This window comes from Amycolatopsis mongoliensis, assembly GCF_030285665.1.
In the GTDB taxonomy this organism is placed as follows: Bacteria; Actinomycetota; Actinomycetes; order Mycobacteriales; family Pseudonocardiaceae; genus Amycolatopsis; species Amycolatopsis mongoliensis.
The window spans coordinates 5,648,040-5,663,804 of record NZ_CP127295.1; the positions used below are offsets into that span (position 1 = coordinate 5,648,040).

The window sequence follows — 15,765 nt, forward strand, 5'->3', positions numbered from 1 at the left end:
TCAAGCAGGAGCTTGCCGCGAATCACGCCACACCACCCGGAAGACTGAGCAAAGTGCCTGCTACTGTCGGTGGGAAAGCCCCGACCAGCAGGGGAACAGACGTCCTTTAAGGACCCGTCCGGTGAGGCGGGGAAGGAGTCAGAAGTGTCGTCACGTCCGCGTGGCGCGGCTGGTTCGGCCGGGGAGCGCGAGCTCCTGACGGCCGGCGATGTCGCGCGCACGATCGCCCGAATGGCCCATCAGGTCATCGAAAAGACCGCGAACGGTGCGGAGAGCACTACCCCGCCCGTGTTGCTCGGTATCCCCTCCCGCGGCACGCCGCTGGCCGCCCGGCTGGCCGACAAGATCGGCGAGTTCTCCGGGGTCCGGCCGCCGACCGGCGCCCTCGACGTCACCCTCTACCGGGACGACCTCCGCCGCCGCCCGCCGCGCGCGCTCGAACAGACGCAGCTGCCCGCCGACGGCATCGACGACCGGGTGGTGATCCTGGTCGATGACGTGCTCTTCTCCGGCCGGACGATCCGGGCCGCGCTCGACGCCCTCCGTGATCACGGCCGCCCCCGCGCGGTGCAGTTGGCCGTGCTGGTCGACCGGGGACACCGCGAGCTGCCGATCCGCGCCGACTACGTGGGCAAGAACGTGCCGACCGCGCGCACCGAGGGCGTGTCCGTCCTGCTGGCCGAGATCGACGGCCGCGACGCGGTCCTGCTCCGCGCGACCGAAGAAGCACCGGGAGAAGACTCTTGAAGCACCTGCTCGCCACCGACGGGCTGGACCCGGCGCTGGCCACCGCCGTGCTGGACACCGCCGACGAGCTGAAGCACACCCTGCTCGGCCGCGAGGTCAAGAAGCTGCCGACGCTGCGCGGCCGCACGGTGATCACCCTGTTCTACGAGAACTCGACGCGCACGCGGGTGTCGTTCGAGATCGCCGGGAAGTGGATGAGCGCGGACGTGATCAACGTCTCCGCGTCCAGCTCTTCGGTGAACAAGGGGGAGTCCTTGCGGGACACCGCCCTGACGCTGGCCGCCGCGGGCGCCGACTGCGTGATCGTCCGGCACCCCGCCAGCGGCGCCGCCCAGCGGCTCTCGGAGTGGCTCGCCGAGCCGGGCACGTCGGTGGTCAACGCCGGCGACGGCACCCACGAGCACCCGACGCAGGCGCTGCTCGACGCGGCGACGCTGCGGGAGCGGCTCGGGTCCCTGAAGGACCGTCGCATCGCGATCGTCGGGGACGTCCTGCACAGCCGCGTCGCGCGCTCGAACATCCACCTGCTCGCCGCACTGGGCGCGGAGGTGGTGCTGGTCGCGCCGCCGACGCTGCTGCCCTACGGCGTCGAGAGCCTGCCGGTCACCGTCTCGCACGACCTGGACGCCGAGCTGCCCGCGGTCGACGCGGTCATGATGCTGCGGGTCCAAGCGGAACGCATGCACGGCGGGTTCTTCCCGAGTGCACGCGAGTATTCGATCGCGTACGGCCTTTCGGAACGGCGGCAGAAGCTGCTGCCGGACCACGCGGTCGTCCTGCACCCCGGCCCGATGCTGCGCGGGATGGAGATCGCGAGCGCGGTCGCCGACTCCCCGGCCTCGGCCATCACCGAACAGGTCCGCAACGGCGTCCACGTGCGCATGGCGGTCCTCTACCACCTCCTGGCCAGCGAAGGAGCCACCGCGTGAGCACCGTGATCAAGGGCGCGCGCCCCTACGGCGAGGGCGACCCGGTCGACGTCCTGATCGAGGACGGGGTGATCACCGCGATCGGCGCCGTCCAGGTCCCCGAAGGCGCCGAAGTCATCGAAGCGGCCGGTCAGGTGCTGCTGCCGGGCTTCGTCGACCTGCACACCCACCTGCGCGAACCCGGCCGGGAAGACACCGAGACGATCGATTCCGGCTCGGCCGCGGCGGCGCTCGGCGGCTACACCGCGGTGTTCGCCATGGCCAACACCGACCCGGTCGCCGACAACGCCGTGATCGTCGACCACGTGTGGCGGCGTGGGCAGGAGGTAGGCCTGGTCGACGTCCACCCGGTCGGCGCGGTCACCGTCGGGCTCAAGGGCGAGAAGCTCGCCGAGCTGGGCACGATGGCGGCGTCGCAGGCGCGGGTCAAGGTGTTCTCCGACGACGGTCTCTGCGTCGCCGACCCGCTGCTGATGCGCCGCGCGCTGGAGTACTCGACCGCGCTGGACGTGGTCATCGCGCAGCACGCGGAGGAGCCGCGGCTGACCGTCGGCGCCCAGGCGCACGAAGGCGAGCGCGCGGCCCGGCTGGGCTACACCGGCTGGCCCGCCGCCGCGGAGGAGTCCATCGTGGCGCGCGACTGCCTGCTCGCGCTGCACGCGAACGCGCGGCTGCACGTCTGCCACGTCTCCACCTCGGGGACGGCGGACGTGCTGCGCTGGGCGAAGGACCGCGGCACGAAGGTGTCGGCCGAGGTCACCCCGCACCACCTGCTGCTCACCGACGAGCGCCTGGCCACCTACGACCCGGTGAACAAGGTGAACCCGCCGCTGCGCACGGAGTCCGACGCCGAAAGGCTGCGGACCGCGCTGGCCGAGGGCGTCATCGACTGCGTCGCCACCGACCACGCGCCGCACGCGGTGCAGGACAAGGACACCGAGTGGAGCGCGGCCCGGCCGGGCATGCTCGGGCTGCAGACCGCACTGTCCATCGTGGCCGAGACCATGGTCCGCACCGGGCTGCTCGACTGGCGCGGCGTCGCCCGGGTCATGAGCGAGCGCCCCGCGGAGATCGGGAACCTGGCCGACCAGGGCCGCCCGATCGCGGCCGGCGAGCCGGCGAACCTGACCCTGGTCGACCCGGACGCCGAGTGGACGGTGCGGGGCGCGGAGCTCGCCAGCATCGCCGCCAACACCCCGTACGAGGGAATGCGGCTGCCCGGCGTGGTGACCGCCACGCTGCTGCGCGGGCGGGTCACCGCCCGGGACGGGAAGATCTGCTGATGGAACGCCTTTGGCTGGTGCTGGCGATCGTCGCCTTCTTCCTGCTCTGCCTCTGGGGCATGTACGTGGGCTGGCGGCGCAAGGCGCGCTCGCAGAGCGTGCAGGTGCCGCCGTTCCCCGCCGTCCCCGAAGACGCGGGCGAGGCGCTGCTGGAGTCCACCGGCGTCTACGTCGCCACGACGTTCGCGGGGGAGTGGCAGAACCGGGTCGTCACCCGCGGCGCGGGGCTGCGCACCGGCGCGGTCCTGCGGCTGCACGGCGGCGGCGTCGCCGTCGAACGCGGGGGAGCGCCCGACTTCTGGATCCCGCGCGAAGCGATCACCGGCGTCCGGCGCGACACGAAGATCGCCGGGAAGGTGATGGGCACCGACGCGCTGCTGGTGCTCACCTGGCGGGCCGGGGACACCGAGCTCGACACCGGCTTCCGCGGCGACGAACTCGACGACTATCCACAGTGGATCGAACAGCTCAAGATCAAGGGAGGTGCCCAGTGAACGCGCGCGCTCAGGCCGCACTGGTACTCGAAGACGGCCGGGTGTTCCGCGGCGCTGCCTACGGCGCGCAGGGGCGAACCCTCGGCGAGGCGGTGTTCTGCACCGGCATGACCGGCTACCAGGAGACGCTGACCGACCCGTCCTACCACGGGCAGATCGTGGTGCAGACCGCGCCGCAGATCGGCAACACCGGCTGGAACGACGAGGACGACGAGTCCTCGAAGATCTGGGTCAACGGTTACGTGGTGCGCGACCCCGCGCGCACGCCGTCCAACTGGCGCTCGAAGCGCACGCTGGACGACGAGCTGGTGCGCCAGGGGATCGTCGGCATCGCCGAGGTCGACACCCGCTCGCTCACCCGGCACCTGCGCGAGCTCGGCGCGATGCGCGCCGGGGTGTTCTCCGGCGACGCGCTGGGCACCGTCGACGACATGGTCGCCGAGGTGCTGGCGAGCCCGAAGATGGAGGGCGCCGACCTGGCCGGCCAGGTCAGCACGCCGAAGCCGTACGTCGTCTCGCCCGAAGGGGAGACCCGGTTCCGGGTGGTCGCGCTGGACCTGGGCATCAAGTCCAACACCCCGCGCCAGATGATCAAGCGCGGCATCGAGGTGCACGTCCTGCCCTCGACGTCGACCTTGGACGAGCTGCTGGCGATCGAGCCGGACGGCGTGTTCCTCTCCAACGGCCCGGGCGACCCGGCCACCACGGTGCACGCGACCGAGCTGACCAAGCAGGTCCTCGGCCGCGAGATCCCGCTGTTCGGCATCTGCTTCGGCAACCAGGTCCTCGGCCGCGCGCTCGGCCTGGGGACGTACAAGATGCGCTACGGCCACCGCGGGATCAACATCCCGGTGATCGACGTCGCGACCAGGCGGGTCGCGATCACCGCGCAGAACCACGGCTTCGCCCTGGAAGGCGAGCCGGGCCAGCGCTTCGAGTCGCCGTTCGGTGCCGCGGAGATCAGCCACTACTGCCCCAACGACGACACGGTGGAGGGCGTGCGCGCCCTCGACGTCCCGGCGTTCTCGGTGCAGTACCACCCCGAAGCCGCGGCCGGTCCGCACGACGCGGCGCCCCTGTTCGACGATTTCGTTTCGCTCATGGAGAAGAAGGCCTGATGCCGAAGAGGACGGACATCCAGCACGTGCTGGTGATCGGCTCCGGGCCGATCGTGATCGGGCAGGCCGCGGAGTTCGACTACTCCGGCACCCAGGCCTGCCGGGTGCTGCGCAGCGAAGGCCTGCGCGTGTCCCTGGTGAACTCGAACCCGGCCACCATCATGACCGACCCGGAGTTCGCCGACGCCACCTACATCGAGCCGGTGACGCCGGACTTCGTCGAGAAGGTCATCGCCGAAGAGCGTCCCGACGCGCTGCTCGCCACGCTGGGCGGGCAGACCGCGCTGAACTGCGCGGTCGCGCTGCACGAGCGCGGTGTGCTCGACAAGTACGGCGTCGAGCTGATCGGCGCCGACATCGACGCCATCCAGCGCGGCGAGGACCGGCAGAAGTTCAAGGACATCGTGCGCACCATCGGCGCCGAGGTCCCGCGCTCCCGCGTCTGCCACGACATGGACGAGGTCCGCGCGACCGTCGAGGACTTGGGCCTGCCGGTCGTCATCCGGCCGTCGTTCACCATGGGCGGGCTCGGCTCCGGCATGGCGCACACGCCCGAGGACCTCGAGCGGCTCGCTTCCACCGGGCTCACCGAGTCGCCGGTCACCGAGGTGCTCATCGAGGAGAGCGTGCTCGGCTGGAAGGAGTACGAGCTCGAGCTGATGCGCGACAAGCACGACAACGTCGTGGTCGTCTGCTCGATCGAGAACATCGACGCGATGGGCGTGCACACCGGCGACTCGGTCACCGTGGCGCCGACCATGACCCTCACCGACCGCGAGTACCAGGTGATGCGCGACGTCGGCATCGCCGTCCTGCGCGAGGTCGGCGTCGACACCGGCGGCTGCAACATCCAGTTCGCGATCAACCCGGCCGACGGCCGGATGGTCGTCATCGAGATGAACCCGCGGGTGTCGCGGTCGTCCGCGCTGGCGTCGAAGGCGACCGGCTTCCCGATCGCCAAGATCGCCGCGAAGCTCGCCATCGGCTACACGCTCGACGAGATCCAGAACGACATCACCGGTGAGACCCCGGCGGCGTTCGAGCCCACGCTGGACTACGTCGTCGTGAAGATGCCGCGGTTCGCGTTCGAGAAGTTCCCGGGCGCCGACCCGACGTTGACCACGACGATGAAGAGCGTCGGCGAGGCGATGTCGTTCGGCCGCAGCTTCCCCGAGGCGCTCGGCAAGGTGATGCGCTCGATCGAGACGAAGGCGACCGGGTTCTGGACACTGCCCGACCCCGAGGGCGCGACGCTGGAGTCCACTTTGGACTCGCTGCGCACGCCGCACGAGGGCCGGCTGTACGAAGTGGAACGCGCGCTGCGCCTGGGCGCCACCGTCGAGCAGGTGCACGAGGCCTCCGGCATCGACCCGTGGTTCATCGACCAGGTCGCCCTCATCGGCGAGGTCGGCGCCGAGGTCCGCGACGCGCCGGTGCTGGACGGGGACCTGCTGCGCCGCGCCAAGCGCACGGGCCTGTCCGACCGTCAGATCGCCGCGCTGCGCCCGGAGCTCGCGGGCGAAGACGGCGTCCGCGCGCTGCGCCACCGCCTCGGCGTGCGGCCGGTGTTCAAGACCGTGGACACCTGCGCGGCCGAGTTCGCCGCCAAGACGCCGTACCACTACTCGGCCTACGAGTCCGACCCCGAGGCGCAGTCCGAAGTGGCCGCCCAGACCGAAAAGCCGAAGGTGCTCATCCTCGGCTCCGGCCCGAACCGGATCGGCCAGGGCATCGAGTTCGACTACTCCTGCGTGCACGCGGCGATCGCGTTGCGGGAGGCCGGCTTCGAGGCCGTCATGGTCAACTGCAACCCGGAAACCGTGTCCACCGACTACGACACGTCCGACCGGCTGTACTTCGAGCCGCTGTCCTTCGAGGACGTCCTCGAGGTCGTGCACGCCGAGCAGGCGTCGGGCACGGTCGCCGGAGTCATCGTCCAGCTCGGCGGGCAGACCCCGCTGGGCCTGGCGAAGCGGCTCGCGGACGCCGGTGTCCCGGTGGTCGGGACGCCGCCGGAGGCCATCCACCTGGCCGAGGACCGCGGGGCGTTCGGCGAGGTGCTCACCGACGCCGGGCTGCCCGCACCGCGCTACGGCACGGCGACGTCCTTCGAGGGCGCCAAGCGGATCGCCGACGAGATCGGCTACCCGGTGCTCGTCCGGCCGTCGTACGTGCTCGGCGGGCGCGGCATGGAGATCGTCTACGACGAGGAGACGCTGGCCGGCTACATCAGCCGCGCCACCGAGATCACCCCCGAGCACCCGGTGCTCGTGGACCGGTTCCTCGACGACGCCATCGAGATCGACGTCGACGCGCTGTTCGACGGCGAGGAGCTCTACCTCGGCGGCGTCATGGAGCACATCGAGGAAGCCGGGATCCACTCCGGCGACTCGTCGTGCGCGCTGCCGCCGATCACGCTCGGGCACACCGACCTGCAGGCCGTCCGCCGCTCCACCGAGGCGATCGCCCGCGGGGTGGGCGTACGCGGGCTCCTGAACGTCCAGTACGCGCTCAAGGACGACGTCCTGTACGTCCTGGAGGCCAACCCGCGCGCGTCGCGCACGGTGCCGTTCGTGTCCAAGGCGACGGCCGTGCCGCTGGCGAAGGCCGCCGCGCTGATCATGACCGGCTCGACGATCAAGGACCTGCGCGAGAACGGCGTGCTCCCGGCCGACGGCGACGGCGGGCAGATGCCGGCCGATTCGCCGGTCGCGGTGAAGGAAGCGGTGCTGCCCTTCCACCGCTTCCGCACCCCCGAAGGCCACGGCGTCGACTCGCTGCTCGGCCCGGAGATGAAGTCCACCGGCGAGGTCATGGGCGTCGACGTCGACTTCGGCAAGGCGTTCGCGAAGTCGCAGAGCGCGGCCTACGGTTCGCTGCCGACGTCCGGGCGCGTGTTCGTCTCGGTCGCCAACCGCGACAAGCGCTCGATGGTGTTCCCGGTGAAGCGGCTGGCGGACCTCGGCTTCGAGATCCTCGCCACGTCCGGCACGGCGGAAGTGCTGCGGCGCAACGGGGTCGCGTGCTCGGTGGTGCGCAAGCACTACGAGGGTTCCACCGACGCCGAGCCGAACATCGTGGACGTCATCCTCGCCGGCGACGTCGACATGGTGATCAACACGCCCTACGGCAACAGCGGTCCGCGCGTCGACGGCTACGAGATCCGCACCGCCGCGGTGTCACGCGACATCCCGTGCGTGACGACCGTGCAGGGCGCCGCGGCGGCCGTGCACGGGATCGAGGCGCTCATCCGGGGCGACATCGGGGTCAAGTCCCTGCAGGAGCTGCAGGCGGCGCTGAAGGCGAAGTCGTGACGGCGTCGGCGCGGGAGCGGTTCGGGGCACGGCTGGCGAAGGCCGTCGCGGACCGGGGCCCGCTGTGCGCCGGGATCGATCCCCACCCGGGCCTGATCGAGGCCTGGGGGCTCCCGGTGGACGCGTCGGGCCTGGAACGGTTCGCGCTGTCCGCCACGGAGGTCCTGGCGGCGCACACGGCGATCGTGAAGCCGCAGTCGGCGTTCTTCGAAAGTTTCGGAGCGGCGGGCGTCCGCGTGCTGGAACGGGTCGTCGAAACCGCGCGCGAAGCCGGCGCACTGGTGCTGCTGGACGTCAAACGCGGCGACATCGGCTCCACGATGGCGGCGTACACGGCCGCATACGTGGCCGACGGCGCGGCGATCGCGGCCGACGCGATCACCGTTTCGCCGTACCTCGGGTTCGGCTCTTTGGCCCAATGCGCCGAAACGGCGGTCGCCGCGGGGCGCGGCATCTTCGTGCTTGCGCGGACTTCCAACCCCGAAGCGGCCGCCGTCCAGAACGCGAAGCTGCCCGACGGGCGCACCGTGGCGCAGGCGATCGTCGACGAAGCGGCGGCGTTCAACGCAAGCGTCGGACCGCTCGGCGATGTAGGGGTCGTCGTCGGAGCCACCGTTCCGCCGGGAGAGCTGGATCTTTCCCGGCTGAACGGACCGGTGCTGGCGCCCGGTTTCGGGGCCCAGGGAGCCACTGCGGCCGATTTGCGGGCACTTTTCGGTATCTCCCTGCCCGGAGTGCTGCCCGCGTCCTCCCGGGACATCCTGAAGCACGGACCGGAGCAAGCGGCTTTGCGCCAAGCGGTCGAACGAGTCGCCGAAGTGCTGGCCGACCCGCAGGAAAACGACCAATAGCAGGCCCCGGAACGGGCCCCCACCAGCCACCCCCGCATTGTGGCCGGTGCTCACGGGTGGGTACCGTCGCGTCACCCACCCAGATTTGAGAACTACCGGAGGAAAACGTGGCACTTCCCCAGCTGACAGAGGAACAGCGCGCTGCGGCGCTGGAGAAGGCCGCCGCCGCCCGCCGCATCCGTGCTGAGCTGAAGGAGCGGCTGAAGCGGGGCGGTACCACTCTGGTCGACGTGCTGAAGCAGGCCGAGGAGAACGAAGTCCTCGGCAAGATGAAGGTTTCGGCTCTGCTCGAGGCCCTCCCGGGCGTCGGCAAGGTCCGCGCGCAGCAGACCATGGAACGACTGGAGATCGCCCCCAGCCGTCGCCTTCGTGGCCTCGGCGACCGGCAGCGCAAGGCGCTGCTGGCCGAGTTCAGCGGCGAGTGAGCGGCGTCGGTCAGGACTACCCGGCGAGCCGGGGCACCGACCGCGGCAGTGAGCCGGTGGCGGGGGACATCTCCCGGCACCGGCTCACCGTCGTATCGGGGCCTTCCGGGGTCGGGAAGTCGAGCGTGGTGGGCGAGCTGCGGAAGCTGGAGCCCGACATCTACTTCAGCGTCTCGGTGACCACGCGCAAGCCCCGCCCCGGCGAAGTCGAGGGCGCGCACTACCACTTCGTCGGCCGCGCCGAGTTCGACGCGATGGTCGCCGACGGCCGGCTCCTGGAGTGGGCCGAGTTCGCCGGCAACTGCTACGGCACTCCGCGTGAACCGGTCGAGAAGGCCCTCGCCGAGGGCCGCCCGGCGATCCTCGAGATCGAGCTGCAGGGGGCCCGCCAGGTCCGCAAGGCGATGCCGGAGGCCCGGCTGGTGATGCTGATGCCGCCGTCCTGGGAGGAGCTGGTCGGCCGGCTCACCGGGCGCGGCACCGAGAACGAGGCCGCCGTGCAGGCCCGGCTGGCGGAAGCGGAGCGTGAGCTGGCCGCCGCCGGCGAGTTCGACCACCGCGTCGTCAACGCCGACGTGCGGGAGGCCGCTGAGCACTTGCTAAGCTTGATTACCGGCGAGCAGCTTGCCGCCGGTAATCCACAGGATTCGGAGCACCACGAGTGACGACTCAGGCGACCCTGCACGAAGAGCTCGAGGGCATCACCAACCCGCCGATCGACGACCTCCTCGAGAAGGTCAGCTCGAAGTACGCGCTGGTGATCTACGCGGCCAAGCGTGCCCGCCAGATCAACGACTACTACGCCCAGCTGGGCGAGGGCCTGCTCGAGTACGTCGGCCCGCTCGTCGAGCCGGGCCCGCGCGAGAAGCCGCTCTCGATCGCGCTGCGCGAGATCCACGGTGGCCTGCTCGAGCACACCGAGGGTGAGTAAACCCAAGGTCGTCCTGGGCGTGGGCGGCGGCATCGCCGCCTACAAGGCCTGTGAGGTGCTGCGCGGACTGACCGAGTCCGGTCACGACGTCCGCGTGGTCCCCACCGAGGCCGCGCTGAACTTCGTCGGCGCGGCCACCTTCGAAGCCCTCTCCGGGCACCCGGTGCACACCGGCGTGTTCACCGAGGTGCCCGAGGTCCAGCACGTCCGCGTCGGCAAGGAAGCCGACCTCGTCCTGGTCGTCCCGGCCACCGCGAACCTCCTCGCCAAGGCTGCGCACGGCCTGGCCGACGACCTGCTGACGAACACCCTGCTCACCGCCCGGTGCCCGGTCGCCTTCTTCCCGGCGATGCACACGGAGATGTGGGAGCACCCCGCGACCCGCGACAACGTGGCCCTGCTGCGCTCGCGCGGCGCGATCGTCACCGAGCCCGACTCGGGACGCCTCACCGGCGTCGACACCGGCAAGGGCCGCCTCGCGAACCCCGCCGAGATCGTCGACCTCGCCCGGCTGCTGCTGGCCCGGCCGGACGCCCTGCCCCGCGACCTCGAAGGCGTCCGCGTGGTCGTCTCGGCCGGTGGGACGCGCGAGCCGCTCGACCCGGTTCGTTACCTGGGCAACCGCTCGTCCGGCAAGCAGGGCTACGCGCTGGCCCGGGTCGCCGCCCAGCGCGGCGCCGAGGTCACCCTGGTCACCGCGCACACCGTCGCGCTGCCGGACCCGGCGGGGGCGACCGTGGAGCACGTCTCGACGGCCGAGGAGCTGCGTCAGGCGGTGCACGCGGCGTCCGAAAGCGCCGACGTCGTCGTGATGGCCGCCGCCGTCGCCGACTTCCGGCCGGCGAACCGGGCCGAGCACAAGATCAAGAAGTCCGACGACCAGCCGGACCCGGTCATCACGCTCGACCGCAATGCGGACATCCTGGCCGAATTGGTGCGGAACCGGCGGCCGGGCCAGGTGGTCGTGGGATTCGCCGCGGAAACCGGCGACGAGCACGGCGACGTCCTCGACCACGCCCGTGTCAAGCTCAAGCGCAAGGGTGCCGACCTGCTGGTCGTCAACGCGGTCGGCGACGGCAAGGCGTTCGGCACAGAGGACAATTCGGGCTGGCTGCTCGGCTCCGACGGCACGGAAATCCCCATACCTCTCGGCGCGAAGGCTGAACTGGCGTCCACTCTGTGGGACGCTGTTGTGAGCTTCATGAAGCGTTGACCGTCCCCCGAGCGATAGTCAGTACGCTTGCACAGGTAAGGGGTGCCTAAGTTACGGGGCATCCGACGTCTAGGTGAGGAAGTGACGGCTACGGTGACCGCGTCTAGCAGCAGATTGTTCACCTCGGAGTCGGTGACCGAAGGGCACCCCGACAAGATTTGCGATGCGATCAGCGACTCGATCCTCGACGGCCTGCTGTCGAAGGACCCGCGCAGCCGCGTCGCGGTCGAGACCCTGATCACCACCGGCCAGGTGCACGTCGCCGGCGAGGTGACGACCGAGGCCTACGCCGACATCCCGACGATCGTCCGCGACGTCATCCTGCGGATCGGCTACGACTCCTCCGCCAAGGGCTTCGACGGCAACTCGTGCGGCGTCAACGTCGCGATCGGGTCGCAGTCGGCCGACATCGCGCAGGGCGTCGACACCGCTTACGAGTCCCGCGTCGAATCGGACGAGGACGAGATCAACCGCCAGGGCGCCGGCGACCAGGGCCTGATGTTCGGCTACGCCTGCTCGGACACCCCCGAGCTGATGCCGCTGCCGATCGCCCTCGCGCACCGGCTCTCGAAGCGCCTGACCGCGGTCCGGAAGGACGGCGTGCTGCCGTACCTGCGCCCGGACGGCAAGACCCAGGTGACCATCGAGTACGCCGGCGACCAGCCGGTGCGCCTCGACACGGTCGTCGTGTCCTCGCAGCACGCCGACGGCATCGACCTGGACCGGATGCTCAGCGTCGACGTCAAGGAGCACGTCGTCGGCCCCGAGCTCGAGGGCCTGGGCATCGAAACCTCCGGCGCGCGGCTGCTGGTCAACCCGACCGGCCGCTTCGTCATCGGCGGCCCGATGGGCGACGCCGGCCTGACCGGCCGCAAGATCATCGTCGACACCTACGGCGGCATGGCCCGCCACGGTGGCGGCGCGTTCTCCGGCAAGGACCCGTCCAAGGTCGACCGTTCCGGCGCGTACGCGATGCGCTGGGTGGCCAAGAACGTCGTCGCCGCGGGCCTGGCCCAGCGGACCGAGGTCCAGGTCGCCTACGCGATCGGCAAGGCGGCCCCGGTCGGCCTGTTCGTCGAGACGTTCGGGACCGAGACGGTCGACCCGTCGAAGATCCAGCAGGCCATCACCGAGGTCTTCGACCTCCGGCCGGCCGCGATCATCCGCGACCTCGACCTGCTGCGTCCGATCTACGCGCCGACGGCGGCGTACGGCCACTTCGGCCGGCCCGAGCTGAACCTCCCCTGGGAGAGCACGGCCCGCGCCGAGGCCCTCAAGGCCGCGGCCGGCGCCTGACCCCGCAAAGCCGTGAATGGCACATTCAGGGACTTCAAGTCCCTGAATGTGCCATTCACGGCTTCTGGCGTCCGGGCTGTCGGAGGGGTCTGGTAGAGATCACGGCGTGAGTAGCTCCGAGCCCGCCGCTCTCTGGGACCTCCCGGAGAAGCCGCCCGCCGCGAAGGCGGCGCCGTCGCGCGCCCGGAAGCCGAAGCCGGGGCAGAAGGCGAAGGGCGCCCAGCAGCCCGCGCCCGAGCGGCCGGTCGCGCGGATCGTCGTCGACATCCCGCTGGCCCACCTGGACCGCACGTTCGACTACCTCGTGCCGGAGAAGCTGCACGAGACCGCCGTGCCCGGCTGCCGGGTGCGCGTCCGGTTCGCCGGGCAGCTCGTCGACGGCTACCTGATCGAGCGGGGCGAGACCAGTGACTACGGCAGCAAGCTGGCGTTCCTCGACCGCGTGACGTCGCCGGAGCAGGTGCTGCCGCCGTCGCTGCACGTGCTGTGCCGGGCGGTCGCCGACCGCTACGGCGGCACGCTGTCGGACGTCCTGCGCCTGGCGATCCCGCCGCGGCACGCGAAGGCCGAGGGCGAGCCCGCCCTGCCGCCCGCGGCCCTCCCGGCCGCGCCGGACACCGCGGCCTGGGCGCGCTACCAGCGTGGCCCGGCGTTCCTGGAGGCGCTGGCCGAGGGCAAGCCCGCGAACGCCGTCTGGCAGGCCCTGCCGGGCGAGGACTGGCCGCGCCGGCTGGCCGAGGCGGCGGCCACGGTGGCGGCCGCGGGCCGCGGCGCGGTTCTGGTGGTTCCCGACCACCGCGACCTGACCCGGGTGCACGAGGCGTGTGCCGAGCTGGTGGGCGAAGAGGCCGTGGTGGCGCTGATCGCCGGCCTCGGGCCCGCCGAGCGCTACCGGCGCTGGCTGGCGGTGCTGCGCGGCGCGGTGCGAGTGGTGGTCGGGACGCGGGCGGCGATGTTCGCGCCGGTCCACGACCCGGGGCTGTTCGTCGTCTGGGACGACGGCGACGACCTGCACCTCGACCAGCACGCGCCCTACCCGCACGTCCGGGACGTGCTGATGGACCGCGCGCACGCAGCGAAGGTGTCGCTGCTGGTCGGCGGGTTCGCCCGGACGGCCGAGGCGCAGCTGCTGGTCGAGTCGGGCTGGGCGGCGCCGGTACTGGCCGACCGCACGGAGCTGCGGGCGGCGGCCCCGCGCGTCACCCCGGTCGGCGAGGACTTCGACGTCGCCCGCGACGAGGCCGCCCGCGTCGCCCGGCTGCCGGCGGTGGCGTTCGAAGCCGCGCGGCAAGCGTTTGCGGCGGGCCTGCCGACGCTGGTCCAGGTGCCGCGGCGGGGGTACGTGCCGGGCCTGGCCTGCGGCAACTGCCGCACGCCGGCGCACTGCCGCCGCTGCGCCGGGCCGCTGGCGCTGCCCGGCGGCTCGGTGGACGGGCAGCCGAAGCCGCCGGCGTGCCGCTGGTGCGGCGTCCCGGAGACGGCGTTCCGCTGCACGGCGTGCGGCTCGGTCCGCCTGCGCGCGGTGATCGTCGGCGCGAAGCGGACGGCGGAGGAGCTCGGCCGCGCGTTCCCGGGCATCCCGGTCCGCACGTCCGGGGCGGCGGAGGTGCTGGCCTCGGTCCCGGGCAAGCCGGCGCTGGTGGTGTGCACCCCGGGAGCGGAGCCGGTGGCCGAGGGCGGCTACGGCGCGGCGCTGCTGCTGGACGGCTGGGCGTTGCTGGGCCGTCAGGACCTGCGGGCGGGGGAGGAGGCGCTGCGCCGCTGGATGGCGGCGGCCGCGTTGGTCCGCTCGGCCACCGCGGGCGGCCGCGTGATCGTCGGGGCGGAGGCGGGCATGGCCGTGGTGCAGGCCCTGGTCCGCTGGGATCCCGCCTGGCACGCGGCGCAGGAGCTGGCCGAGCGCCAGGAGCTGGGCTTCCCGCCGGCGATGCGGATGGCGAGCGTGGAGGGCAGCCCGGACGCGGTGGCGGGCCTCCTGGACGACCTGCCGCTGCCGTCGTCAGGCGAGGTGCTGGGCCCGGTACCCCTCGGTGAGATCGACGAAGAAGGCAACGCTTCGCGGGAGCGGGCTCTGGTCCGGGTCACCCGAGCGGAAGGAAAGGCACTGGCAGCGGCAATCCACGCGGCGGCGGCCCGCCGGGACGCGAAGAAGGCGACGGAACCGATCCGCATCCAGCTGGATCCGCTGGACCTGATCTAGTGTCGCGCGTCTGAGGTTCGTTGACGGCGGCCTGGCCCTGCGCACCGACGTGGCGTCGGGTGCACCGGACCTGGATCTGCCGAGGGTCGCGGCGGCTGGTCCGACGACAGGAATGAGTCATTCATGTCGTCGGACGAGGTGAATGAGTCATTCACTGCATCGCCGGGTCAGCCCCACCCATCAGCAATGCCTTACCGACGTCCACAAGGCCGTAGGTGCAACGCCGCTGACCGACCGCTTCACCGTCGACGACCAGGGCGCCACCACCTCCAGCGACAGCGTCACACGGCCGGACAAAGACGGACGCCGTTGAGCTGGATGAGGGCAGCTGATCAGAAGCGACGCGGATCGTCGAAGTCGGTCTGATCAGGCGTGTTCGGCCAGCAGGGCCGTGAGACCGGGGCCGGCCAGCCGTCGGTAGGTTCCGGCCAGCCATTCGGCGTCGTGGGGAAACCCGTTGTCGATGGCCCAGCCGAGCAGGCCGAGCGTCGCGCTCGTGCAGAACTCGGCGACCACGTCGGCCGGAACGGGCAGGTCCACAGCGTCCGGTCGCAGGTGCGCGGTGAGCAGTTCGGTGAGCAGCCGGCGCAGGTGGCGCTGGACGATCTCGCCGCCCCGCTTGCCGCACAACGCCCGGAACGCCGGCTGGCGGCCGTAGGCGAACCGGAACACGGCCTCGGCGAGCAGCCCGGGATGACCACCCGGCATCGGCGGATCGAGTTCGTGCCGCAAATCCGCGCTCAGGTCGTCAAACGCGGCGAGCAGCAACGCCTCCTTGTCCCGGTAATGCGCGTAGAACGTCGACCGGCCGACATCGGCACGATCCAGCACGTCCTGCACGGTGACCCGGTCATAGCCCTTCTCGAAGATGAGCTCGAACAACGCGTCGCGGAGCATGCGACGCGTTCTGCGCACCCGCCGGTCTTGCCCGGCCATGTTCCTCCTCAACCGTTCCCGGACAGTT

At 71.5% G+C, this 15,765-nt stretch carries 14 protein-coding genes; 13 read left to right on the forward strand and 1 reads right to left on the reverse strand.

Annotation, left to right across the window (positions count from 1 at the left end; genetic code table 11):
- The first annotated feature begins 144 nt into the window (after positions 1-144).
- The 13 genes from pyrR to QRX60_RS27585 all read left to right on the forward strand — a co-directional run bounded on the left by pyrR (position 145) and on the right by QRX60_RS27585 (position 14,801).
- Entirely contained in the window at positions 145-747 is a 603-nt protein-coding gene (gene pyrR, locus QRX60_RS27525; protein ID WP_285994328.1) for a bifunctional pyr operon transcriptional regulator/uracil phosphoribosyltransferase PyrR, read from the forward strand.
- Positions 744-1,676: an aspartate carbamoyltransferase catalytic subunit gene (locus QRX60_RS27530; protein ID WP_285994329.1), complete on the forward strand. Its 933-nt coding sequence runs from the start codon at positions 744-746 to the stop codon at positions 1,674-1,676. Before pyrR ends, QRX60_RS27530 begins: the two co-directional genes overlap by 4 nt.
- Positions 1,673-2,959, forward strand: a complete 1,287-nt coding sequence (locus QRX60_RS27535; RefSeq protein ID WP_285994330.1) for a dihydroorotase — start codon at positions 1,673-1,675, stop codon at positions 2,957-2,959. The genes QRX60_RS27530 and QRX60_RS27535 overlap by 4 nt, the downstream gene beginning before the upstream one ends.
- Positions 2,959-3,453 carry a PH-like domain-containing protein gene (locus QRX60_RS27540; RefSeq protein WP_285994331.1) on the forward strand — a complete coding sequence of 165 codons (495 nt, stop codon included), beginning with the start codon at positions 2,959-2,961 and terminating at the stop codon, positions 3,451-3,453. Before QRX60_RS27535 ends, QRX60_RS27540 begins: the two co-directional genes overlap by 1 nt.
- A complete protein-coding gene (gene carA / locus QRX60_RS27545; RefSeq protein WP_285994332.1) occupies positions 3,450-4,571 on the forward strand; it encodes a glutamine-hydrolyzing carbamoyl-phosphate synthase small subunit in 1,122 nt (373 codons plus the stop codon). Before QRX60_RS27540 ends, carA begins: the two co-directional genes overlap by 4 nt.
- A complete protein-coding gene (gene carB / locus QRX60_RS27550; protein ID WP_285994333.1) occupies positions 4,571-7,885 on the forward strand; it encodes a carbamoyl-phosphate synthase large subunit in 3,315 nt (1,104 codons plus the stop codon). The genes carA and carB overlap by 1 nt, the downstream gene beginning before the upstream one ends.
- A complete protein-coding gene (gene pyrF / locus QRX60_RS27555) occupies positions 7,882-8,736 on the forward strand; it encodes an orotidine-5'-phosphate decarboxylase (RefSeq protein WP_285994334.1) in 855 nt (284 codons plus the stop codon). Before carB ends, pyrF begins: the two co-directional genes overlap by 4 nt.
- A gap of 107 nt (positions 8,737-8,843) precedes the next feature.
- Positions 8,844-9,161: an integration host factor, actinobacterial type gene (gene mihF / locus QRX60_RS27560; protein WP_003096398.1), complete on the forward strand. Its 318-nt coding sequence runs from the start codon at positions 8,844-8,846 to the stop codon at positions 9,159-9,161.
- Positions 9,158-9,826, forward strand: coding sequence for a guanylate kinase (gene gmk, locus QRX60_RS27565; protein ID WP_408630144.1), 669 nt, complete (start codon positions 9,158-9,160; stop codon positions 9,824-9,826). Before mihF ends, gmk begins: the two co-directional genes overlap by 4 nt.
- Positions 9,823-10,092 carry a DNA-directed RNA polymerase subunit omega gene (gene rpoZ / locus QRX60_RS27570; RefSeq protein ID WP_285994335.1) on the forward strand — a complete coding sequence of 90 codons (270 nt, stop codon included), beginning with the start codon at positions 9,823-9,825 and terminating at the stop codon, positions 10,090-10,092. Before gmk ends, rpoZ begins: the two co-directional genes overlap by 4 nt.
- Positions 10,085-11,305: a bifunctional phosphopantothenoylcysteine decarboxylase/phosphopantothenate--cysteine ligase CoaBC gene (coaBC, locus tag QRX60_RS27575; RefSeq protein WP_285994336.1), complete on the forward strand. Its 1,221-nt coding sequence runs from the start codon at positions 10,085-10,087 to the stop codon at positions 11,303-11,305. The genes rpoZ and coaBC overlap by 8 nt, the downstream gene beginning before the upstream one ends.
- Before the next feature lie 93 nt (positions 11,306-11,398).
- Positions 11,399-12,601, forward strand: a complete 1,203-nt coding sequence (metK, locus tag QRX60_RS27580) for a methionine adenosyltransferase (RefSeq protein ID WP_286003711.1) — start codon at positions 11,399-11,401, stop codon at positions 12,599-12,601.
- Between the two features lie 106 nt (positions 12,602-12,707).
- The gene (locus QRX60_RS27585; RefSeq protein WP_285994337.1) at positions 12,708-14,801 is read left to right on the forward strand and encodes a primosomal protein N'; all 2,094 of its coding nucleotides are present in this window, start codon (positions 12,708-12,710) and stop codon (positions 14,799-14,801) included.
- A 366-nt stretch (positions 14,802-15,167) separates the two neighbouring features.
- Here the strand turns inward: QRX60_RS27585 and QRX60_RS27590 are convergent, their stop codons facing one another.
- Positions 15,168-15,737 (reverse strand): TetR/AcrR family transcriptional regulator, encoded by a 570-nt coding sequence (locus tag QRX60_RS27590; RefSeq protein ID WP_285994338.1) that lies wholly within the window; start codon positions 15,735-15,737, stop codon positions 15,168-15,170.
- Positions 15,738-15,765: the final 28 nt, after the last annotated feature.